Here is a 23,663-nt window from a genome sequence, read left to right as displayed (position 1 = left end):
CCTCTTAGGTGCGGAGCGTCAGCCTTTTGATTCTGGCTGCCACTTCTTCGACATGGAATGGCTTGGTCATATAGTCGTCCGCTCCAAGCTCCAGTGCTTTTACTACATCCTGGTTATCTTGTCTGCCTGTCAGCATCATGACAAACAAATTCTTTTCGTTTGAATATGTACGTAAAGCTGTCAGCACTTCGAGCCCATCCATATCCGGCATGACTCCATCAAGCAGAACAATGTGCTTGCCCGCTTGTCTGATCCAATCGGAGTCAAGCAAGGAGCTGCCATCTGCAAAAGCCTTTAACTATACACGATAGCCATCCATCTGCAAACCTTCTAGACTATCCTGAAGCAATGAACGAATGATAGTATCATCATCTACTACCGATAGATAAAGAGATTTGTAAGGCTCCTCACCCATATTATGATGACAAGATTCGTAAACATTTACTTGCTGCTTTCCGTTACGTTTCCCGAAATATAGTGCTTGGTCTGCTTGTTCGATCAGCTGTTCCAGCAATAATCGTTCATCACTTACTATTGATGCAACTCCTGCTGTAAAGGATGTATAGATGGTTGTCTGTGCCAATTCATGCGGCTGGTGTATGTAGCCTTCTAGGATTTCGCGCAAACGGCTTGCTGCGAGCTCACCCTTAATGCCTGGCAAGAGCAAAAGAAACTCTTCTCCTCCATATCTGATGACATAATCCTCTTCTCTCAAAGCACCTTTCAAATAGGCAGCAAAATTCCGCAGGACAATATCACCGCTAGCATGACCATATGTATCATTCACTTGTTTAAAATTATCGATATCAAGCACTGCACATGTAAGCTCCGACTCACGACCAGCCGGGAAGCCAGCTAAGAATGAGCGGTTATATACTTGTGTTAGTGGATCGACGACGACTCGCTGCTCCATCGTATCCAAAAGTTTCAAACGATTAAAAATGATTTCGATTACCAACTCATCCACTTCATGCTGATCAATTATATCTGTGATGCCATTCCGAAAATAACGCTGCTTTTCCTCGAAATCCAGATTACCGCCAATGAACATAACAAAGGAAAACACTTTCTGCTGAACATAGGCCGTATCTTCCTTCGAAATATGTTTTCTCCAACTGCCATCTATAAGTGTAATAAGCGGATGTGCATCATATAGATTTGCAATCGCACGTTCCTTGTCTGCAGCTACAATTACTTGGAGCCCTTCCTTTTCGATACGCTCTCTGGCTCGCATAAGCCAATCATTATTACTGGAAATCAGCAGCACAGGCTCTTGCCTTATAAATTCCCGCGGCCTGGCAGGAAGTTTAGCCTGCTGCTGCAATTCTGCTTCAATAGCTTCTATTATCGGCATCCAAGTAGCCTTTGGCAGACGTTCCCCTTCTAGTTCCGCTATAAGACGTAACTCTTCTTCTGCGACTTCAGACAAGGTGTTCAGACCTATGGATGCTCCTGTGCCTTTAATTTGATGGACTATCTGATACAAATCTCCTTTTCGTATCGTGTCCTGCTGCTTGAACATCGCAAAACTTTCATTAATTTTTGTCGTAAATATCTCCTGGTATTTCTTCAATCTGTACACCTCTATTTTTATTAAGCACTTAACTCTTGGTGTAATAGCTAAGATTGCAGGTTGATTATATCACAACAGCAACCTTCAGCTTTGTTTCCCTAAAAATTTACTTTTGTAAAATAAATTAGTAAGTTTTACTACCAAGAGACCGTATAGTATGTGACCAGAAAACCAGATAATAATAGCCAGCCAATCATCTACAGCTGGTACGGGCTGGTTGGCAAGAAGTGATAAGGGAAAATAAACACAGGCAGTGCAGAGGCTTAAACCAATAGCGATTAACCATCTGTTTCTCCCAATCTTCTTTTTCCACAAGTAGTAAACAAGGACAATTGCCCAGGAAATAATAATGTGAAAGAAATTGAGCATATATTCATTCCAATCGACGTATCGAATAAAGGGAATAAAATCGACATTAAGCAATAATGTATAAACCTTAATAGCCGTTATTTGCTGCCAAAGATACATCCAGGCTGACAGCGCAATACCAGATATACCACCAATGCACAAAATACGAATCACCATCGAATATTCCTCCTCTTTCCCTATTCACTACCCACCCCCGTTTTTGCTTAAGCAAGTTATTTCCCGCTTTTTAAATCGTTCTCTATCTGCTATGATAGTGGTAAGTATGGACGCTAGGAGGCCAATAGCATGAGTATAAGAGTGGAAAATACCCCGAATCCGAATGCGAAGAAATTCACTACTGATAAAATTATCTTTGAAGGCAACGGCAGTGTGTCTGTTATGCCTGGACAAACGAGCGAGTACGCTATCATGAATCAGCTAATGACAGTTGAAGGTGTCGATAATGTTTTCGGTTTCCAAAATTTCATTACAATTAACAAGCTGCCGAACGCAGATTGGGACGCGCTTTCTGCGAAAGTCGTCACTGTCATGGAAGAAGCAGGCTGTTAAAAAAAGCTGAGGAGCCAGAATGCTCCTCAGCTTTTATTTATCTTTACGGAAGAATCCATAGATACCAGCTGTTTCTACGACGTTCATGAAAGCTGATGGATCCACTTCTTTAATAATATGTTCCAAATCATATAATTCATATCGGGTGATAACGAGCATCAGCATATTTTTATCCTGCTGAGTGTAACCACCTCGGACGGGAATAATCGTAATGCCTCGTACCATTTTATTATAAATCGCTTTTGATAGCTCGTCCGCCTTTGTTGTGACAATCATTGCAGTCACCTTCTCATAGCGGGTATGAATCGCATCAATTACTCGAGTCGAGACATACAAGGTGACCAGCGTATACAAGGCATTCGCTGGTTCATTGAGGACACCTGCCAAAATAATGATGATCCCGTTCAACAGTAGGAAATACGTGCCAACAGGTCTATCCTTCAGACGGGATAGAATCATGACGACAATATCCATTCCTCCAGTAGAAGCACCCCATTTAAGTGTCAGTCCAACACCGACACCGGCAATAACGCCGCCGAATACAGCATTTAGGATAATATCATCCGATAGGGCATGAATCGGAAGCAGCTCAAGCATAACTGTCATACAAGCAACTGAAAAGAGACTATAAATGGTAAAGCCTTTGCCCACTTTCATCCAACCTAGAATAGCTACGGGGATATTCAATAGGAAAAGCCAGATCCCTGTACCGATTGAGGTAATGCCTAGAACTTGCGCAAAGAAATCGAATAAGAGCTGTGCAGCTCCGGTAAAGCCGCTGCCATATACACTTGCAGGTATCAGGAAGAAATTCAGCGCCACCGCATTGAGCAAGGCTCCGAATATAACTACCACAATACGTTTTACTTCAAAATAGAACAATTATGTACCTCCTCAAAAGTCCCATACATTAAAAAGCTTGCGCAGAACGGCTGAAAGCTATTCCTGCGCTAAGCCCGCGAATCATTATAGCCGAAATCACTCTGAATGAAAATAGTTTTATTATGTAAGGAGCTAAGATAGCTCCAAAAGTCATACACGGATCTTCACATCATGATGCCGCAGCCAAAAGTCAATCTGTCCCAGATGCGCCAGCAACTGCGGACCGGTCATCAATTGACCGAACCACGGAGCAGTCACATCCTGACCTTTGCTTTTGACAAGTGCGTCAATGGATTTCCGGTCAAATAAATCGAATAACCGTGCATCATCATCCCGAAGGATTTCTTCCATCCACTGAACGACAGCAGCCATATAAACCGGATTATGTGTTTTTGGATATGGACTTTTCTTTCGATAAAGTACTTCATCTGGCAGAATCCCTTCGAGTGCTTTTCGAAGTATGCCCTTTTCCTTATTGCCATACGTCTTTATTTCCCACGGGATGTTCCAAACATATTCCACCAATCGATGATCACTGAACGGAACTCGGGCTTCAAAACTTGCTCCCATGCTCATCCGGTCCTTTCGATCGAGCAATGTCGGCATGAACCAATGCATATTCAAATAAAACATTTGCCTTCGTTTTGCTGCTTCTGCTTCCTCACCAGGCAGCAGTGGTGTTTCATCAATTGTATCTTGATATCTATCAAGCATATAGCCATGCAAATCAAGGTCATGCTGCCATTCCTTCTTTAGCAGACTGTTACGGACTTGAGCCGAGCGAATCCAAGGGAAGCCTTCTCTGTTCAAGTCATCCTCTCTGTAAAACCACGGGTAGCCGCCGAAGATTTCATCTGCACATTCGCCTGATAATGCTACCGTCACGTTCTCTTTGATTCGTTCACAGAACCAGAACAAAGAGGCGTCGACATCCGCCATACCAGGCAGATCACGGAGAATGGTCGCTTCTTTTAGTGAGCCAGCTAATAATAGATTATCCATCACATGTGTCTGATGATTAGTACCAAATGCTTTTTGCATTTTCATAACAAATGTCTGGTCGCTCGCCGGTTGGAAATCGCTTTTCTTGAAAAAAGTATCGTTACCATCAAAATCGATCGAGAATGTCGAAAGCTGCCCTTTGCCTGTTTCCTTATAGTGATTCGCTGCAATAGCGGTTATTGCGCTGGAATCAACTCCGCCTGAAAGAAAGGTGCCGAGCGGTACATCTGATACAAGCTGCCGTATGACGGAATCTGTCAGCAGTTCCCTTACTTTTGCAGCAGTTCCTTCTATAGAATCTGTATGCTCTCTACTTTCCACATTCCAATAACGAGTCAGCTTCAAACCGTTCCGATCGAATTTCCCTATGTGAGCTGCCCGCAATTCCTTTATGTCTTTGAAAACGCCATGGCCCGGTGTACGTGACGGACCAAGCGCCAAGATCTCAGAAACCCCTTCATCGTCAAGCACTGCTTCCACTTCTGGATGAGCAAGGATTGCTTTTAGTTCTGAACCGATCAACAGCCCGCCATCTTGTTCCATATAGAAGAGTGGTTTTACTCCTAATCTATCTCTTGCAAAAAAGAGGGTTTCCGTTTTGTCATGCCAAATGGCGAATGCAAATATCCCATTGAATTTCTCAACACATGCTTCCTGCCACTCAACATAGCTCTTAAGCAGCACTTCCGTGTCAGAATGCCCTTGAAAGGACCATCCACGCTGCTTCAATTCCTTCCGAATATCTTCTGTGTTGTATAGCTCACCATTGTAAATCAATGTATAAGTCCCGCGCTCATCAGTATACTGCATCGGCTGTTTGCCTCCTGCAGCATCTACTACAATCAGTCGCCGGTGACCGAACAGGACATGTGGTGCGCCCCAATCGTTGTACTCATCCGGACCTCGTTTCGATAATGTCTGAGCCATTTTTTGGATCACAGGTTTCTCCTGCTCCAGATTACGTTTGAAATTAACCCACCCGGTTATACCGCACATATGCCCGCTCTACTCCTTTTCTCGCCTATGTCATATATTAAGCCGTTACTTCTACAACATATGAAAAGTGGCGCTAAACGTGAGCAAAAGAAAAAAACCTGCCTTAGTAGGCAGGTTTACGGCAGGAATCCCATCGGAAGGATACCGAAGCCAAGCAATAATGTAATGACGAGCGCGATAAAGAAGATAATCCACCAAGCTTTTGCGGACTTTTCCTTCTTCAGTTTCACGAGAATCATCTCCATGCAGACGATAACGATCAGTCCGGCAATCCCCTTAATGACCGCCTGGACAGTAAAGGAAGATCCAGATGCGTCAAAATATCTCCATAATAGAACAAATCCAGTATACAGGATGAGCAGATAATCAAGCCGCAGAATCATATGCGGAATTGTTGCCTGCTTTACTTTCTTCTCGCTATAAAGAACAAGCGCAAAGAAGAAGAGCAGAAGACCGAGTCCCCAGCCGATTATATGTGTAAGTATCATTCCGTCCATGGTGCGCCTCCTTTTATTATGTACCCGTACATCATACCATGTTTCCCATTATTGCCGCATCAAGACACACGCTGCTCATTTTTCTTCCGAAGCGGTTGAATTTTCCCATACGTCAGTATGCGCCACAGCCATTCAATAGGTCCAAAGGTGAAATATCGGAACCAAATACGGCTTAGGACAACTTGAATTACAAAGACGCCAATGACAAAGCAAACAAAGCTCAGCAAGGAGAATTCGCCATATAAGCCGAAGCCGATACCGTAGAACAAGACGAACATCAATACAGACTGGAATAAGTAATTGGACAAAGTCATGCGCCCGACGTAACTTAGCTGACGCGCAAACCAATTGAATACAGGGAGATTTGCAACAAGTGTTATAACAGAAAGATAAAATAGCGCACTTGCTGGTCCCCCGATTGAATCTTGGATAATGGTCAGCCAAAGCGGAGCACCGATCAGATATGGTCCTGCCTTGAATACAAGGAAAAGAAACCCGGTAATCACTGTAAACCAAATTAGCTTGCGGCGGTTCGCCACAGGATCATGAAACAGCTTCACGCGAGCAAGATAGGTACCGAGCATCATTAATGGCAGCAGAGTGAATATACCGCTTATGATACCTAAAACCCCACTGTTAGTAGACCAATCCATGTGATTCTGCTGCAAAATATCTATATAGGTGCCATTCCCGTAAGCAGCAAGCTTACTCTGTATGTCACTCATATTGAACATCAATTCTCCTATATCTAAGTCCGCCAGTGAAGCCAACCATACGGATAACAGATTGAATAGAAGCCCAGGAACAATTAAAACAGGAATCATCGTCAACAAAACCCATCTCGGTGTGTAAAGAAACGGAATAAGCAATAATCCAATAATCGCATATGTAAAAAGAATATCGCCATGCCAAATAAGAAATGCATGGATTGCTCCAAGTCCCAGCAGCACTAACATCCTTCTACTTAGGAACCAGCCGGGCTTGATGCCGTCGCGTTTCCGGCTATCGAATATAAGCTGCATGCCAAACCCGAATAATATGGAAAATAACGTATAGAAACTAGCTTGGAAGAATATATCGATACCGCCTAGCAGAAAGGTATCAAGTGGTGAATCCCATTCAGGTGAATCAATTCCTGGCATAAAATAGGGAGAACCGAATGAAGGTGCATTTACCATGAAGATACCCAGTATGGCTGCCCCTCTTGCTGCGTCGATCCAATGCAGCCGTTTTGTCTGTGGCATAGGTCTTATCTTTTCTTTCATCTCATTCCGCCTTTCATTAGTACAGATGCATCATTTACAGAAAAAAGATGGATGCTCTCTGTCAAAATTGCTAAAATTAGTATATCACATGCTACATAGCGGAAAGGGTTAAATTATGTTTAAGAAACTAGCTTCTGATGCTCTGGGTCTCTCTGATATCGGCAAAATCATTCCTCCAAGTGATTACGATAAGACGGATGCTGATGATTATGTCATGAATGAAGATAACGAAAAAATCTACTTTCTAATTAAAACGAAGCAGGATGAGTATTGCTTTACGAATCTTGCTATCATTCATGTAGACGGTGAAAGTGCCGTTTCTTCCAAACGTACTCTCCGCCGTTACCCGTACATGCAGCACCGTATCAGCAATGTCTATTTGGAAACAGCAGGTAAAGTGGATCTGGATATCGAAATAAAATTTTCCATCGACAATCAGGTAATCAGTATCGACGTAAAGAAGGATCAGATTGATCAGCTGAAGGATTTGTATAAAGCTCTGCTGCGTATTGCAGAAATCAATTATGAAAACAGCTTGTATACAGATATGGCGCATACAAGCCTGGATAAAGCAGCGGCCATACTTCAACAATCTCGTTATACAGACGGTACGCTGGATGAGACATACAAGAAGTTAACAGAATTCGGCTTCGAGTGGCTGACTTCTACAAAAGATAAATATCATGCACATGATTTCGGTGCAGTTTACGAAAAATATATCAACAACTAAAAAAAGAGTGACTCGTATTATTCGAGTCACTTTTTCTTATAACGGGCCTTCCCAGACACCGTCGTATTTTTTGTCAGTACTCAATATCTCATGTGCAAATGTACATACCGGCACAATTTGTTTCTCTTGTTTCTTTGCATAATCTACAACTCGGTCTATCAATTGCTTTCCAATACCTGCGCCCTGCTTATCTTCTATTACCATTGTATGTTCAATGACAATATCATCAGATTCTGTGAATGTCACCTCTGCATCAGGCTGGTCACTATTCCCGATATAAAATCGCCCATTTTCTTGTTTGATGTCAGCCATCGTACCACTCCTTCCTTTCCTTACTCTACCCGCATGATCAGCTAGGTATTCATGTAGAAACTAGGTGTTTGCCGCTTCTAAATGTAGGGTAAAATTCAATGATCAAACTCAAGCAGAAAGGCGTCCTATATGCTTATCAAACTTTTACCAAGACCCATACGAAAATATCTACATATGACAAAGCGTCAGCGCAAGCATGAGGCGCAGCTTAATCTTTGGGTTATGCCGACCATCTATATAGCTGGAACTCTCGTGCTTGTTTCAATTCCACTTTTACTAGATCTCTATTTGGATTTGCCAACGATGACGACTGGATTCTTCAATGCTTCCGCTTCGAATACAGGGACGCTTGTCAGCGTACTTGTCAGCGGCACGCTGCTATTAGCAGCTTATACGTTGAACTCAATCCTAGTAGTCTTAACTAGTTTCAGTTCAGAGTATTCACCACGAATGCTTTTCAACTTTATCTCCGATCGGACAACACAGCATATTCTCGGACTATTTTATGGAAGCTTTGTATTTATGCTCGTATCCTTCCTGTTCGTCACGAACAGTTCCCGCGATTATTTTACCGCTGTACCAATTGCCTGTACGCTTGTCACACTTGCGGCCGTTATCGGTTTTGCTATATTTGTGAACCATACGACAACATGGATGCAGATGCACAATATTGTGGAAGCCATGAAGACCGAGTCAGAAAGGATAATCCAGTCGACTTTAATCGATGAGCTTGAGCCGTACCGCAGTGATGAACCTGGTTATACATTTGAGGATTATACCGGTTACACATGCAAAGCTTCTAGTTCTGGTTATGTCCAGCTAATCAACTTTGTAGACATGATCAAGCAGGCCAAGGAAGATGATGTTGTTGTAAGGATGGATGCCAAAGCAGGTGATTTCGTGTTGAAAGGCAACCGTTTGTTCAGCTATCGCGGACCAGGCGCGCAGGATGTACAAATCGAGAAGTACAGCAAGCTCATCCAAATCGGGCATAAACGATCCGAGATACAAGACGTAGATATGAGTATGAACAAACTAAGTGAAATTGCTATCAAGTCGATTGGAAATGATGACCCAACCTCCGCTATCAATACGTTTCATCAAATGGCAGATCTGATGATTAATATCGATGCATCTACCACACTCCATCCTTATTTACAGGATGAAGAGGAACAGACACGCGTCGTTTATAATACCGTGACTTTTTCTACCTATTTGCATGAGGGCTTTGGGCGAATTCGACACTATACGCAGAAGGATTATCTTTTGATTGTGGAAATGATACAGGTTTTTATCCGGATGACTGATTCTATATCGGAAAAGAACTTCCCGATCATATGGGAATTTGCCCAAGATACAATCCTCCACATTTCATATTCAGCTTTCTTCCGCGCAGACAGGATCCGTTTACTTGATTATCTGAAGCAGTTGGCGGATGTCACAGGTCATAAAATGGACTATTATGAGTTGGAACGTCATTTGCAGCCAAATTGAAAAAGGAGACAGCATTCGCCGTCTCCTTTTCTTATACTCGTCTCAAGAAGCCTTTATCAAAGAAGTATAGATAGCTTTCTTTGACCGGTTTCTTCCATATACGTTCAATTGCCTTAGCATAAAGCTCAATCTGTACCCGATACTTCTCTGTGAGAATTTCAGCTCTTCTATTCGGATCTTCTCCGTAAAGTGTATCCGTTTTGTAATCCAGGAGCACAAGTCCATCTTCCTCCACTAGAATCTGATCGACCACTCCCTGAACGACTACCTTGTCAGAAGCCGCACCTGTCCAGTCGTTGTACAGTTCATTTGCAGGAAGCGCCAGTGTAAAAGGAGTTTCCCGATAGAAGTGTTCCGCTTGGCGTATGCGATCTGCTATTGAAGACTCTAGAAAATCAAGTATCCGCTCCACATCAATTGATGCTGCAGCATCCTGCTGTAAAAATTCCTTATCTACCAATTCTAGCAGGAACTCCTCAAGCTTCTTCTTATCCCATTCCTTTCGGATATCAAGCTGCTGCAAGACAGCATGGACTGCACTACCTCGTTCTGCCGGTGTAAGTTCCTTTGATTCTTGCAGGAAACGTGGTCTGCTGGCGATCGGAGCTCTTTGCTGAATACGGTTCATTATACCACTATCACTGTAGCTGTCCCGTATTTCCCGCTGACGCTTAATTTCTGTCACAGTCTGCTTTGCCCGGAACTTTGTCGCTTCTGTATGCAGATAATGATAAGTCAGACGGTTTTCCACTTCTTCCTTCCAATCTGGATCTTCTTCACCTGGATGCCAGTCAGTAATACGTTGAAGCAGCTCTTGGTTTGCTTCTTCTTCCTGTTCCTCAGAAATCAGATAGTCTCTGCTTTCTTGGAGACGAATTCGCCACTGAGAACTGTCCGCCGTGATTTCTGTCGGCAGCTGCTGGGATAGCTCTTCAGTCCTCAGTTCTATTGCTTGTTCATGCCGCAACAATGCAGGTGCCACCCAATCCAAATAGGATGTTGCTTCCAGTCGATAATGCGAAGGCAGTACCCATGACGGGTGATCAGCAATTTGACGCCACTTTTGCAGCTTCTTCTCCAATGATGCGACATTGCCGACCATGACTAGTTTTTCCTTTGCACGTGTCAAAGCAACATAAAGGACTCGCATCTCTTCAGCTAGTGATTCCCGCTGTTTCTCTGCCTTTAATGCATGGTAGATCAAAGTTGGATACATAAGCCGTTTCAATGGATCGATATATTTACTGCCAAATCCTAGATCTTTATGCAGCAAATAGCGGTTGCGAAGATCCTGCTGATTGAATGTTTTATCCATCGCACCAGTGATGACGACAGGAAACTCAAGTCCCTTACTTTTATGGATGGTCATGATTCGAACGACGTCTTCCTGTTCACCTAAAGCCTTCGCAGCACCAAGATCGTCTCCGCGTTCTTCCATACGCTCAATAAACTTCACAAAGCGGAACAATCCGCGGAAAGATGTATTTTCATAGTTTCGGGCCCTATCATAAAGAGCACGCAGGTTCGCCTGACGCTGTCGGCCGCCTGGTATACCGCCAACAAAGTCGTAGTAGCCTGTTTCCCTCATGATCGACCAAATCAATGCTGATAATGCTCCCTGTCTTGCTTCCATTCTCCAGGAGCGAAGCCACTCCAGCAGTCGTTCTATTTTGATAGAAATCTCATCATTCGTTGTTCGAACATAGGCCCTCGCCGCTTCGTAATAGCTGCTTCGCTGATCTGCTAGTCTTACTTTGGCAAGGTCATCTTCCTTGAGACCAATAATAGGAGAACGTAAAACGGCAGCGAATGGTATGTCCTGAAGCGGATTATCGATGATCTTCAGCACACTCATCATCACTTTGATCTCAATTGCCTCCAGATAGCCTGTCGAAAGCTCTGCGTATACCGGAATTCCTTGCTGCTTCAATTCTTCTACAATTGCCGGCGCCCACGTCATAGAACGCAGCAGGATAACGATATCACGATATTGAATATCGCGCTGCTGCTGTGTAGATTTATCGACAACCTTCATTGCACCATGGCCATCGTGACCAATCCATTGCTGAATCATCCTGCTGTATGCGCGTCCTTCCAGCTGTGCTTTCTCCAGATCCTCTACCATTTCGGTGTCGGTGTCAGCATCTTCTGCTTCCTCCGTACCGTCGCGATTGATAATAACTAGTTCAACGTCGGTATCATCTTGTTTCAGGTCATCATACATTTTGTTTGCATAGATGAGCTCTGCTTCTTTTTCGTACTGCATTTCCCCAACATCTTCTGAAAAGAGCTGTCGAAAAATATAGTTCGCTCCATCGAGCACTTGCTGCCGGCTGCGGAAGTTGCTGGCTAAATCAATGCGCATCGCTGGATGTTGAGGATTAGAAAAAGCCTTATATTTATTCAAGAATAATGTCGGTTCAGCATGACGGAAGCGATAGATGCTCTGTTTTACATCTCCAACCATAAACATATTGCCGCTTCCTGAACGGTCAGAAATCAATGTAACAAGTGTTTCCTGCACCAGGTTTGTATCCTGGTACTCATCCAATAATAATTCCTTGAAACGGTTCTGATAGCTTTCGGCAATGCTTGAGGGAATGATTTGTTCCGGTGTGCTGTTTTCATCGATCAGCACCTCCAGACAAAAATGCTCCAAATCAGAGAAATCGACTAATGCCCGTTCTCGTTTCTCCAATTGATAACGGCTGCGGAATTGCTTGACTAGCAATGTAAGTTGCTGGATAGACGGATAAAGCTCCAGCATATCCGTTAAATAGACTTCAAGCTTTCGAGCAAACCAATCGCCGGCAAGCTTGCCCCATCTCTTTTTATAAGAATCACGCAGTGCTTTTGCCTGTGATTTTTTCATGTCATCACATTCAACCTTTTTGCCGGAAAGTCTGCCGAACGATTGCTCTTTGATGAAACTTACAGCGTCATTCCAGCTGCCTTCCACAAGGAGCTTCGCTTCGGCAATGAACTTCCTTTCAGCCTCGAAGGTTTCTGCGTAATGATGCGGCCCATCCGGTTCGCGTGTCAGCGCGAGTCCCTGATCTGCTTCCTGCAGCATTGCCTGCAGCTGATCATTTGCTTCACGCTTCAACACTTGCAGCCATGGCAGTTCATTCTCATCCTGGATAGCAGACACATTATACAGCTCTGCCATTTGATCCAGCCAAGCCTCTGGATATGGATTTTGGGTAGCGAAATCATATAACTTCAGAATAAGATCTTCTACTTCCAGGTCATTGCGGTCATTGCTGAAACGATCAACTACGCCAAAGAAAGCTGCTTGCTCCTCGCCTTCCTTACCGTACCATTCTTCCAGCAGGTCCCCAATTACTTCTTGGCGGATTAGATCTGCTTCCAAGTCATCTGCAATACGGAAACCTGGATCCAAATCCAGCATATACGCATATTTGCGTACAACATCCAGGCAGAACGAGTGGAGCGTGGAAATAGACGCATTCTGCAGCAATGACAGCTGCTTGCGAAGATGCTGAGAAGAAGGGTTTGCCTCCAAAGCCTTTTCAAGAGCCGTTCCAATCCGGCTGCGCATCTCTTGTGCAGCTGCATTCGTGAAAGTCACAACTAGCAGCTGATCGATATCAACCGGATCGTTTTGATTCACTAGCTTTTGGATAATCCGTTCAACAAGAACAGCCGTCTTACCTGAACCTGCTGCAGCTGCGACTAAGATATCATGTCCTTTGGCGTCAATAGCCAGCTGCTGTTCGTCAGTCCACTTTACCATGTCGTTCCACCTCCTTCTTGATGCTATTCAGTACATCTTCATCCTTCATATCTTTTATTGCACGATATTTATTACCGGCAAGTGATGCGTCGAATTGGCACACTGCCTTGAAATCACAAAACGTACAAGCACTTCTATCATGATGGCGATATGGATTCAAATGCACACCGCCATTGGTTATATCCAGTCCAGCTTGCTCCATTAAAAATCTAGTATGCTGCTGCAAAGCATGGAAAGTGTCTTGATCTGCCGTTTGGGAACCAGCTCGGAATGCACCATCTTTTTTCAGGCCTGCTGGAATAATCTTACTCATACCTGATTCCAGTGACGTATCCATCATCCGGGCAACTGATTCGTTTTCCAGCAGCATGCCTTGCATCTTAAACTTCTTGAATATCTCGTCCTCGATATCCACCTGCGATCTGCTAGATTGCGAAATCAGTGGATTATGCACATGGAAGTACAATACACCTGCCGGGGTCGCCTGGAGCCCGAGCCACTGCTCCGAATGGGACAGAACAACATCCAGATAAGCGAGCATCTGGAGCGCGAGACCATAGTAGACTTCTGTCAGGTTCAGCGCTTTGCTGGAGGATTTATAATCGATAATACGAAGAAACAGATCTTCCTGATCGATTGCTTTGTCGACGCGGTCGATACGCCCTCTCAGCTGTACCTCATAGCCATTTGGCAGCGTGATCTCAATTGGCGGCAGTGTCTGATTTTCCCCGAAGTCAAGCTCAAGCCCGACTGGAGAGAACTTGCTTTGCCGCGCCTGCTCACTCAGCGTGTAGGCGGCACGTGCGATAATTTCCTGAAGCTTTTGCTGGATATACTTGAACCGGTTGGAGCTATGGAGAATCTGATTCTGCAATACAGGTGCGAGGTTGCCCATCGCTCGTTTCGCATATCCTGTTGCATCTTCCCGGTTAAGCTGCGCATAATTCCGGCCATCCAGCTGTACCCAATCTGTAATCTGCTTCAATGCTTCATGGAAAAGCTGTCCGATATCCGGCGCATCCAGCTTATAAGTCCGTCTGTTTTCTAACCCAAGACTGTACTTGGCAAAATGCTGATAAGAACAGCGATAGTAGGTTTCCAAGCGTGATACACTTGCTTTTACCTTTTTCGGGAAAAGCTGCTCCTTTGTCTCTTCCGCCAAATCCTCTGTTTCGTTCCGATAGAAGAGGCTTTGCAGTATCCTGCCTGTCAGCTCTTCCTCGCTCTCATGACTGATGAACCAGTTGAGTACGCTATCCCAGACAGGATGCACTGGATAACCCCGCATTTTACGGGCCAGCTGAGTTGTAAGAGCAGAACGACTCTGATCGATAGTAGCAACAAAACGAGCCGTATCAAGACTGTCCTCCGGATCCTGAAGCATACGCTCGTCACAGCACCAGTCGAATAAATCTTTCATGCGCTGCACGAGTGAAGAAGCCATCTTCGCTTTTCCTTCCTGGTCACTGATTGGATAGCTTACCCAAAGCCGTTCACTTGCTGCCGTGAATGCAAGGTACATATAAAAGCTCTCATCCAGCAGCTGGCGCTTGCTTCCGGCCGCAAGCTGTAAGCCGTATACCGCCAGTACTTCCCGGTCCTCCTCGCTAATAAGTCCATCGGGCTTCGGTTTCATTGGCCATACGCCTTCGTTGACGCCAAGCAGGAAAGCACATTTCAATCCGCTTACCTTACTATGGTCGATCGTTCCGACAATCACCTGATCTAAACTTGGCGGGATATGGGCGAATTCAAGCGATTCAAAACCCGTCTCCATTGTGTGGCGGAAAACTTGCAGGGAAACGCGTTCGTCCCCAACAATCTCCACTGCTTCATCCAACAGCTGAAGTACACTATCCCACACTTGATCCTGCTCTCTTGCTCTTTCCAGTTCACCGCGATCGTCGAAAATAACTTGCATTCCCTCAAGGCGCTGAGGTACTTGCAGCTGTTCCAGCCAATTGTAAACAGCAATCGAGCGCTCACGGAATGTCTTACCTTCCCGCAGCTTCCGATCAAATTTCTTCATCGCATCCGCAACTTGACGTCGATAATGATTGATCCGTTTCTGTGTTTCCAATTCCTTATCAGTTTGCCGTGTTGTATCAAATCCACGGAACCGCTGGAAAATCCAGTCTTCTTTCTGCAGCCAGCGGTCCCTGGAACGAATACCATATTCAAGACAATAGTTCTCTAATTCATCAATTGCTTCCTCTGTCAGTGGATAAACTTCATCGGTCGATGGGACGAAACCTGTCTTCAATACGCGGAAAACAGCTTCATATCGCCAATTCCCATCAATAACTTCCATCCCTGAGCGAATCAGTTCCAGCAGCGGGTGATGGATCATCGGCTTCTTCTGATCGATGAAAACAGGAATATGATAATCCGCAAATACTGTTTCAATTAGCTCATGATATACATCGGCTTGCCTAAGAAGCAAAGCGATATCTTGATAACGGTAGCCTTTTTCCCGTACAAGTGTGACAATTTCCTGCGCCGCACCTTCGACCTCCGCTCTTGGGTGGACTGCCTGCGCCAAGGTGATTGGTACTTCCTGCTTCAACGTTGGAGCTGGACGTGTCTCCAAGTGCTTCTCTAAATGAAGGAAAGCTGGGTTATGCCCAAAACGCCCATCCGCAGGATTGAGCTGCTCGATTGAAGTGATCGGCACATTCCTTTCCTGCGCCGTCTGTTTAATCTGAAGGAATGTATCATGTGTGCGCGCAAACAAATCCAGCTCGTCGACATCTTGACGGTTCGCCCCGTCCAATGTAAGTGTCACTGTCACTTGTTCCGCTTCTGTCATCAGTGCACCGATTACCTCCAGCTCCTGCGGCGTGAACTGGTTAAACCCGTCCAGGTAAATCTCCGATCCTTTGACAGAACGCGACAATGGTATTTTAGACGCTAACAAATGCAGCTGATCCTCGCTGTCAATATACTTATCCCGTAAAAGCGCGGTCAAACGATCGTAAATATAGCTAATATCCTCCAGCTTATCCCGAAGTGTAACCTCAGGGGAATGCTGCTGTTGAAACTGTTCCATCTCTCGGATTTGAGCATGAAGAAGCTCCGGCGTCACACGATAGCGCTTCAGCTCTGTGATCATGCTTTCCAGCTGCTCCATAAAGCCGTTCTTCTCGATCGCTTTCTGGAAGACATTCCAGTCAGATTTACGTTCCTCGGTAATCTTCCGGAGCATCATCTGAACACCTGTTGAGGTAATGAACTGCTTGGTCGCACCGCCTGTCTCCTGCAGGACATACCAAGCCAGCCGCGACAGACTGTATACCTGTGCACGAATGCTTCCTTCTACACCGGTTTGTCTGATCAACGCCTGCTCCTGCTGGAAGGTCATCTGATCTGGAACCAGATAAAATATATTCGATCCCATTGGATCACTTTTTAATTTAGCTGCAATCTCATCGAGACATGCACGGCTTTTTCCCGCTCCGGAACGGCCGATGATAAAACGTACACCCATTCTAAGCTCCACTCCTGTCTTCCAAACTAGTAATCTTATTCTATCATGTTCAGCGGTTTATGGGAAAACAGATGCGCACGTTTGTTCGCTTGTATATATTGGAAAAGCTCCTTATCAAAGATAAGGAGCTAAACCGCAAGTCCAGATGCGGACATTGGCCAGAAATGGGCATCCACCTTTCCAACAACTTGTTCGATTGGGATGAAGCCAAATGAGCGGCTATCAAGGCTGTCCCTTCGATTATCACCCATTACGAACAGCATTCCTTCGGGCACTGTCGTTCGCCCTGTGACGTCTTCCAACGTAAAATCATACGTCAGCTGACCATCGACATCATCCTTATACGTTTCCAGATAATGTTCTGGTCTGTATTCACCGTTTACGAACAGTCTGTCATTTCTTACTTCCACTGTATCCCCTGGCATTCCGATGATTCGTTTTACATAATCCTCATCCTCTGTTGCGTGAAAGACGATAACATCAAAACGCTGGATACTATCTGCATCGTTCATGAACTTGTTCACCATCAGGAAGTTACCGTCCTGCAAGGTCGGCTCCATTGACTCCCCTTCCACTCGATAATCCGCAAAGATTAATCCTCTGGAACAGAATATCAAAAGCACGATGCCAGCAAACAGGAAGAAAAACTTCCAACGTTTTTTCTTTTTCATGTGCTTTCCTCCGGTGTAAGTGTTTTGCAACACTTTACCCCGGCTTGAATAGCTTTAATCCTTATGTGATTGCTCCTGCTTCCCGTTCTTCTTCTTCAATCTTCCTTCTACATACTTACCTATCATCCAAAACAGGATGATAGCAACAGCTACGACGACCGTCTTGATCGGGTTCTCTGCAAAAGAAGTCAGACTGTCACCGACGTAAGCAATTGAGAAGATCATCAGTGCTTTACCGAGAAATACCGCTAAAGCGAATTGCTGCACACTGATTCTTGATAATCCTGCGACTACATTGATGATAGCCGAGGGCGAAAATGGAAAGCATAAAAGAATGAATAACGGTCCAAATCCGTGACGATCCAGCCATTCAGTTATTCGGTTTACTTGTTTGTTATGTCGCAGCCAATTGATCACACGTGTATGTCGATACCGCCGTATCAGCCAGAAAACAGTAATCGCACCAAGTGACGTACCAATCCATGAATATAGGAAGCCCCATAGCAGACCGTACGCCACTGTATTCGTCAGTACGAAGACAACAAGTGGCAGAAACGGCAGGAAAGCTTCCAAGTAAGGAAGCAAAATGCCGGGTATAGGACCCAGATTCTCATATCGATCAAGCAGGGAATTCACATAATCGTCCCATGTTCCATTGCGGAACATTTCCATCAAATCGTTCCATCCAAAACCTAAGACCATCTAACCATTCTCCTATTCCCAGCAAAAACATCTTTTTACTATTTTAAACGAAAAGCCCAAGCATGCAAAGTCTGACAGGATTATCCCTTCTTTTCCTGCATTTGGTTAGTCTTTGAAAATTACCTGTACTATCCTGTTTTCACTTTGCATAGCATAGGGTATAATGGAACACATGTTCGTATTTAGGAGGAAAGGCATATGCGTTGTCTTAGTGAGTCGGAATATAAGCTGGGATCCCGCTTCCTGTTTCTGTCAATGGCCATTGTTGTCCTGCAGCAGGATATCCGGATTGTAGAAGAAGGAAAGCATAAGATAAAAGCGCATCTATTACATACCTTACAGTCAATGGAGAAAACTGCGTTGGAGGAGCGCCGTCAGCTGCGCATTAAGCTTCGACAGCATAATTTGCAGATTGTAACAGCAGAGAAAAACGACGCCTTCACCACCTTTCTGTTCATCACGAAAGAATGTGAGGAAAAGCGGAATTACTTCAATCCTGCGATACGGAAGAAAGTAGAGGCTATCCTGATGGAGCTTACACAAAAGGCTCCGCAATCTGGTCCCCGCCATACTTCCACAAATGCCTGATCCGCTTATCCAGCAGAAATCGGTATTGCGCAGTACGCTGGACCTGGTTCATCATGGATCCATACGAAACATCGAGGGTAAGTGTGTAGCCATTCTTAAATATAAGAGTTGTTCGCTGATGTGGGGCGGCTTCAATCCGCTTGATGTGGGAATGAGAGATCCAGGAGCATGCATGGGAGAGTGGTGAAGAGGTGGGAAAGAAATACATACCGCTGACAGGGTCAATCGATACCGGGGCCTTATGAGTGATTCCACATATGTCTTTCACACCTGCCTGTCTTCCTTTTAAGCTGCTTCCATAGAACTTGCAGGCCAAATCAATAAATCTGCTCGGAGGGGTGCGAAAGGTAAAACTATCTTCTGTCTCGATAACCTCACAGCCTGGCTGACCGTTTTCAAGGAGCTTCGGCAGTACAGCCATTGTAAGCGGCGTAAGTTCTGCCATGGTTGGATTTTGTTCTATCTGCTGCATCTTAAAACATCCTTTCTGATGCAGGAAAAGAGGGATTGATTTAACAATAGCAAAATTTCAGGCGTGAAAACAGGAGAATACCATTTTCTTAATATAATCCTTACAAAAACAGGTAGAGCTAATGTCTCTACCTGTTTTCCTGATAAGATTCTATTGTTTCGATACGCTCCTGGTTAGATGGATGTGTGGAACGGAGCCATTCGAACAGCGGCCAAGGATCTGGATCGCCTTTGGAAACCTGCTGCATATTCTGGAACATACGAATACCTGCTTGTGTACTAGGTGCATGTTCCAGCGCATAAGCATCCGCCTGCCGCTCCATTTCTCGCGACACATAAAGTGAAACAGGCTCGCTCGCAAATTGCAGCGAGCTAAGGATAAGCAGGAAGAGTGGTACTGCTCTCAGCTGATGAGCACTTATCTGTCTTTTAGCCAAAAACTTATCTGATAATTTTTTGGTTACCCAAAGGAGGACAAATCCTAGAACAAGAAAACCAGCTGTCCCCCAATACACATGATGCAGCACATAATGACCGATTTCATGGGCGACGATGAACAAAACCTCATCTTGGGGCAAGCCGTCGACTGTTGTATCATACAGCACCACACGTGCACTGCCGAACATTCCAGTTACATATGCATTATACGTTACTGTTTTAGCACTTTTATCCACTTCCAGAAGTGTTGCATCGGGAATCCCTGCTTCACTAGTCAGCTTCTCGATTTCCGTACGCAATTCACCATCAGGAAGGTGATAGAAATCTTCATACAACGGATCAATCCATATAGGCTGGACATAGACGACGAAAATCGCACTTGGTACAAGCAAGAACCACAATATAATCCACCAGTTCTTACGGAATCGTTTCATCAATAACTGTGATACAAAAACTACAGCTGTTACTGCCAAATAAAAGAGAAATAAGCTTAGTAAGTATTCCCCTGCCCAATCTCCGAACGTCTGGACACTAATCTGCGCTTGACGTGCATTCCAATAACCAGCCAATCGGAATGGAAGTTGAACGATACCATAGCCGGTAGTTAATAAAAGCATATAGGCGGCGGTCGCGACTAGTTTAGGTAGTCGATTTTCCAAGGCAGCACCGATTTTTTGCAGCTTATCGTTCTTCCAAACTACATAAAGAAATAGTGGCAGTAATGGCAGTCTGGAAAAATAGACTGCATGACCAATACTTGCGTATGTGCTTACATCGGCATTCCATTCTGTATAGACGAACGGAAAGAAAATCCAAATTGCTAAAAGATAGATCATATAAGCAAGAAGTACCCGTTTCATCCGATTCCTCCTGTAAAAAAGAGACGGCCCGAAGGTCGTCTCATAGATGATTAGTACATAAGATCAATAAAGTCATCTTTCTCGATCTTACCTAGGTAATAGCTCACATTCACATCCGCTAATGCTTGCTGAATCGACTCGCGCTCATAACGGACACCTTTCAGTTTTTCCTCAAGCTCACCGACTTCGCCGACTCCGAAGTAATCACCGAAGACACGGATCTGCTCAATAATACCGCTCTTCACATCCAGACGGACGTCAACATTACCTGAAGGGAATTTATGCGTCTGCTGAATATTGAAGCTCGGCGATTTACCATAGTTCCATTCCCATTTCTGATATCGTTCTTCACTGATTTTATGAATTGCTTTCCAATCCTCTTCTGTCAGTTTGTAACGTGGTACATCCTTCGTATCCTCCACGTCGAAGATATAGCGAAGCAGGATTTCTTTGAATTCATCCATCGGAATTTTGTTATCCATGAATTCAGAGATATTTGCTACACGGCTGCGGATAGATTTGATTCCTTTGGATTCGATTTTCTCTTTCTTCACCTTCAAAGCTGATACAACGTGTTCGATCTCCGAATCGTACATTAATGTACCATGACTGAACATCAAACCACGTGTTGAGAATTGCGCATTTCCGGAAATCTTGCGTTCACCAACAAGCAAGTCATTCCGTCCTTTCAATTCTGCAGGTACACCTAGCTTGTTCAATGCATCCGTAACCGGCTTTGTGAATTTAGCAAAATCTTGGAAGCTGTCACCGTCATCTTGTGTGATGAAGCTGAAATTCAAATTCCCCATGTCATGGTATACAGCTCCGCCTCCGGATAAGCGGCGTACAACCTTAATACCGTTATCGTCTACGTACTTCGTATTGATTTCTTCAATCGTGTTCTGATTCCGGCCAATGATGATGGATGGTTCATTGATATAGAAAAGCAAATATGTATCGTCTTTGCCGAAATTTTTCAGGACATACTCCTCGATTGCAAGGTTGATCCTTGGATCTGTAATACCTTCATTATCGATAAAACGCAAAATAAAGACCCCCAGTGTCAGAAATTGTTTCCTAGTAATATTCTACCGAATCCTCAGCGTGATAGCAATTCAGACAAAACGGGAAGGTTTTACCCTTCCCATGTCAGCCCCTCATATGCTAGTTTTACTTGTCCACTGTAGACGCTGCTTGCTTCCTCCAGCAGCTGCCGATGCTCTCCGAAGTGCGGCAGATGACTTAGGAAGAGATTTTTTACCCCTGCTTGCTCCGCAATGCCACCAACCTGCAGACTGTTCATATGACCGGCAGACTCGCCATCCTGATGCTGATAGAAATTACAATCGGTTATAAGCAGGTCAGCATCCTTACTGAACTCCGCCCACTCCTCCAAATAACTGGAATCAGCTGTATAAACAATATCGGAGACACCGTCCGAGATCCGCATACCATAGCATGGTACTGGATGCTTCGTTTTCATAAATGTAATGTCAAAAGGCCCTATGCTCAGAATTTCATCCGGCTTGTAAGCAATCCCATCGGTAAATTTATGAGTCAAGTTTTTAAAGCCTTCCTCATCTTCTCCGTGACCATAGATCGGCAGCACCTCTTCTGTTCCTTTCAAGCTGTTCTGTACTTGCCAAACATGCTGCAGGGCTCCGATATCTGCTATATGATCCGGATGATAATGACTTACGACAACCGCATCCAATTCCTTCGGATCAACAAAAGCAGGCATCCGCGAAAGCGCACCGCTTCCGCAATCCAGCAGCAAAGCATATCCGTCCTTTTCCACTAAATAACAAGAGCTGGCACTCTCTCTACCAGGGTATGCTCCCCAAAATCCTATTACTGTCAATTTCATACTTTGTGCACCTCTCCTTCTACTGTTACCATTACCGAAATCTATGCATGTAAACCACTTTATCTGTAAGGAGTTCTCCAATCAAGGGCTGGTCTCCTTCGTATACATATGACATAATATAACAAAAAGAGGAAAAAACGTATGCGAGGGATATAACATGAGACCAGAATTGACACACATCACAAACGCAGATAGTTTTCTAGATTATTATTGGCTGAAAGAAGAACTCGTCCAATTCTGCCGGGAAAATGATTTGCCAGTCTCTGGTTCCAAAATGGAGATTACAGCAAGAATTGAAAGCTTCCTGCGGGACGGTCTCATAGAAAAACCGGCACGAAAACAATCACGCAGCAAAAAGAAATTCCGGAAATCTCCTGAGCCGCTCAGCCGCTCCACAGTTATAACAGAGGATCATCGATGCAGCCAACAAGTACGAGCATTTTTCAAGCAGGAAATCGGAGATCATTTTCATTTTTCCACCTACATACAAAACTATTTCCGCGATAATATCGGCAATACCTATGAGGATGCTATATGCGCTTGGCATGAGGAAGAAGCCCGCAAGCAGGATCCTGCTTACAAGAAAGAAATTGCCCCTCAGTTCGAGTATAACCGATTCATCCGTGAATTTTTCTCTAATCCTATAAACAAAGGAAAGACACGCAGCCAAGCTGTCGAGGCTTGGAACAGAAAAAAAAGCAAGCCGTATTCCCATAGTCATTAATAGGAGGTATCCCCATGCTGGACAACCAGTCATTAATCAAGCGCATGACGGAGCTTCTAGAAGCAGGAAGAGCATTTTCTGGAGCGAAGGTCTATTACCGTGAAGATTGGGGCGTTTATTATTTCGACTTAGCCGGTAAACAATTTGGATTGATGAGCAAAGCAGCAAACGAAAAAGCTGTGCTAACCATTAAAGGGTTACCAGAAGAAAATATATCACTCCGACAGACGTACAGTGATATCGTGCCTGGCTATTATGCCAACAAACAGCATTGGAACTCTATCCTGTTGTGCAGTGAACAATTATCAGATATCGAGATTACAGAGCTGCTTCAAGCATCCTATCAGCTTGTTTTCCAAAAGCTTACGAAAAAAGTTCAGCTAGAAATTAATGCTTACCTTTAATTTTAACGCTAAATCAAAAAAGCTT

General features: G+C 44.4%; 21 protein-coding genes and 1 pseudogene. 6 read left to right on the top strand and 16 right to left on the bottom strand.

What is annotated here, in order from left to right; all coding sequences use genetic code 11:
* Positions 1-4: 4 nt before the first annotated feature.
* From CHH58_RS00885 to CHH58_RS00875, 3 genes and pseudogenes are all read right to left on the bottom strand, one after another.
* Positions 5-274, bottom strand: a pseudogene (locus tag CHH58_RS00885) (response regulator transcription factor); the annotation flags it as partial.
* 24 nt (positions 275-298) lie between these two features.
* Positions 299-1,573, bottom strand: a complete 1,275-nt coding sequence (locus CHH58_RS00880) for a diguanylate cyclase (protein ID WP_095261849.1) — start codon at positions 1,571-1,573, stop codon at positions 299-301.
* A gap of 84 nt (positions 1,574-1,657) precedes the next feature.
* Entirely contained in the window at positions 1,658-2,098 is a 441-nt protein-coding gene (locus tag CHH58_RS00875; RefSeq protein WP_095261848.1) for a hypothetical protein, read from the bottom strand.
* Positions 2,099-2,227: 129 nt separating this feature from the next.
* On the opposite strand from CHH58_RS00875, the gene CHH58_RS00870 reads away from it, so the two are divergent.
* Positions 2,228-2,491, top strand: a complete 264-nt coding sequence (locus tag CHH58_RS00870; protein ID WP_095261847.1) for a NifU N-terminal domain-containing protein — start codon at positions 2,228-2,230, stop codon at positions 2,489-2,491.
* Between the two features lie 33 nt (positions 2,492-2,524).
* On the opposite strand, the gene CHH58_RS00865 is transcribed toward CHH58_RS00870, so the two are convergent.
* The 4 genes from CHH58_RS00865 to CHH58_RS00850 all read right to left on the bottom strand — a co-directional run bounded on the left by CHH58_RS00865 (position 2,525) and on the right by CHH58_RS00850 (position 7,133).
* A complete protein-coding gene (locus CHH58_RS00865; protein ID WP_038559323.1) occupies positions 2,525-3,373 on the bottom strand; it encodes a YitT family protein in 849 nt (282 codons plus the stop codon).
* A 150-nt stretch (positions 3,374-3,523) separates the two neighbouring features.
* Positions 3,524-5,371 (bottom strand): asparagine synthase (glutamine-hydrolyzing), encoded by a 1,848-nt coding sequence (gene asnB / locus CHH58_RS00860; protein WP_095261846.1) that lies wholly within the window; start codon positions 5,369-5,371, stop codon positions 3,524-3,526.
* A 116-nt stretch (positions 5,372-5,487) separates the two neighbouring features.
* Positions 5,488-5,868 carry a DUF1516 family protein gene (locus CHH58_RS00855; RefSeq protein ID WP_245840377.1) on the bottom strand — a complete coding sequence of 127 codons (381 nt, stop codon included), beginning with the start codon at positions 5,866-5,868 and terminating at the stop codon, positions 5,488-5,490.
* A 59-nt stretch (positions 5,869-5,927) separates the two neighbouring features.
* The gene (locus CHH58_RS00850) at positions 5,928-7,133 is read right to left on the bottom strand and encodes a DUF418 domain-containing protein (RefSeq protein ID WP_095261845.1); all 1,206 of its coding nucleotides are present in this window, start codon (positions 7,131-7,133) and stop codon (positions 5,928-5,930) included.
* A 115-nt stretch (positions 7,134-7,248) separates the two neighbouring features.
* Between CHH58_RS00850 and CHH58_RS00845 the strand changes: the two genes are divergently transcribed.
* Positions 7,249-7,863 (top strand): PH domain-containing protein, encoded by a 615-nt coding sequence (locus CHH58_RS00845; protein ID WP_095229875.1) that lies wholly within the window; start codon positions 7,249-7,251, stop codon positions 7,861-7,863.
* Between the two features lie 36 nt (positions 7,864-7,899).
* Here CHH58_RS00845 and CHH58_RS00840 read toward each other — a convergent pair whose 3' ends face one another.
* Positions 7,900-8,175 carry a GNAT family N-acetyltransferase gene (locus tag CHH58_RS00840; RefSeq protein WP_095233113.1) on the bottom strand — a complete coding sequence of 92 codons (276 nt, stop codon included), beginning with the start codon at positions 8,173-8,175 and terminating at the stop codon, positions 7,900-7,902.
* Between the two features lie 174 nt (positions 8,176-8,349).
* Between CHH58_RS00840 and CHH58_RS00835 the strand changes: the two genes are divergently transcribed.
* Positions 8,350-9,669, top strand: coding sequence for a DUF2254 domain-containing protein (locus CHH58_RS00835; protein ID WP_170937468.1), 1,320 nt, complete (start codon positions 8,350-8,352; stop codon positions 9,667-9,669).
* A gap of 31 nt (positions 9,670-9,700) precedes the next feature.
* On the opposite strand, the gene addA is transcribed toward CHH58_RS00835, so the two are convergent.
* The 4 genes from addA to CHH58_RS00815 form a co-directional block, all read right to left on the bottom strand.
* Positions 9,701-13,426 (bottom strand): helicase-exonuclease AddAB subunit AddA, encoded by a 3,726-nt coding sequence (gene addA / locus CHH58_RS00830; RefSeq protein WP_095261843.1) that lies wholly within the window; start codon positions 13,424-13,426, stop codon positions 9,701-9,703.
* The gene (addB, locus tag CHH58_RS00825) at positions 13,410-16,913 is read right to left on the bottom strand and encodes a helicase-exonuclease AddAB subunit AddB (protein WP_095234618.1); all 3,504 of its coding nucleotides are present in this window, start codon (positions 16,911-16,913) and stop codon (positions 13,410-13,412) included. The genes addA and addB overlap by 17 nt, the downstream gene beginning before the upstream one ends.
* Positions 16,914-17,041: 128 nt before the next feature.
* Positions 17,042-17,584 carry a signal peptidase I gene (gene lepB / locus CHH58_RS00820; RefSeq protein WP_095229864.1) on the bottom strand — a complete coding sequence of 181 codons (543 nt, stop codon included), beginning with the start codon at positions 17,582-17,584 and terminating at the stop codon, positions 17,042-17,044.
* 54 nt (positions 17,585-17,638) lie between these two features.
* A complete protein-coding gene (locus CHH58_RS00815) occupies positions 17,639-18,286 on the bottom strand; it encodes a TVP38/TMEM64 family protein (protein WP_095233117.1) in 648 nt (215 codons plus the stop codon).
* Positions 18,287-18,484: 198 nt separating this feature from the next.
* On the opposite strand from CHH58_RS00815, the gene CHH58_RS00810 reads away from it, so the two are divergent.
* The gene (locus tag CHH58_RS00810; protein ID WP_095229860.1) at positions 18,485-18,874 is read left to right on the top strand and encodes a hypothetical protein; all 390 of its coding nucleotides are present in this window, start codon (positions 18,485-18,487) and stop codon (positions 18,872-18,874) included.
* Here CHH58_RS00810 and CHH58_RS00805 read toward each other — a convergent pair.
* From CHH58_RS00805 to CHH58_RS00790, 4 genes are all read right to left on the bottom strand, one after another.
* On the bottom strand, positions 18,822-19,346 hold the full coding sequence (locus CHH58_RS00805; protein ID WP_095229858.1) for a competence protein ComK: 525 nt from the start codon (positions 19,344-19,346) through the stop codon (positions 18,822-18,824). The genes CHH58_RS00810 and CHH58_RS00805 overlap by 53 nt on opposite strands.
* A 127-nt stretch (positions 19,347-19,473) precedes the next feature.
* Positions 19,474-20,643, bottom strand: a complete 1,170-nt coding sequence (locus CHH58_RS00800) for a M48 family metalloprotease (RefSeq protein WP_095261842.1) — start codon at positions 20,641-20,643, stop codon at positions 19,474-19,476.
* Positions 20,644-20,693: 50 nt separating this feature from the next.
* On the bottom strand, positions 20,694-21,689 hold the full coding sequence (locus CHH58_RS00795) for a lipoate--protein ligase (RefSeq protein ID WP_095261841.1): 996 nt from the start codon (positions 21,687-21,689) through the stop codon (positions 20,694-20,696).
* A gap of 89 nt (positions 21,690-21,778) precedes the next feature.
* Entirely contained in the window at positions 21,779-22,510 is a 732-nt protein-coding gene (locus tag CHH58_RS00790; protein ID WP_095261840.1) for an MBL fold metallo-hydrolase, read from the bottom strand.
* A 157-nt stretch (positions 22,511-22,667) separates the two neighbouring features.
* Here CHH58_RS00790 and CHH58_RS00785 point away from each other — a divergent pair, with 157 nt between their 5' ends.
* Together CHH58_RS00785 and CHH58_RS00780 are read left to right on the top strand one after the other, a co-directional pair.
* On the top strand, positions 22,668-23,234 hold the full coding sequence (locus tag CHH58_RS00785; protein ID WP_095229850.1) for a DUF6434 domain-containing protein: 567 nt from the start codon (positions 22,668-22,670) through the stop codon (positions 23,232-23,234).
* 14 nt (positions 23,235-23,248) lie between these two features.
* Positions 23,249-23,638, top strand: a complete 390-nt coding sequence (locus CHH58_RS00780; RefSeq protein ID WP_249274994.1) for an MmcQ/YjbR family DNA-binding protein — start codon at positions 23,249-23,251, stop codon at positions 23,636-23,638.
* The last annotated feature ends 25 nt before the right edge of the window (positions 23,639-23,663 follow it).

This window comes from Terribacillus saccharophilus, assembly GCF_002272745.1.
Classification (GTDB): domain Bacteria; phylum Bacillota; class Bacilli; order Bacillales; family Amphibacillaceae; genus Terribacillus; species Terribacillus saccharophilus_B.
The sequence above is the reverse complement of the archived record's forward strand: the minus strand, read 5'-3'. Positions and strand labels throughout refer to the sequence as shown.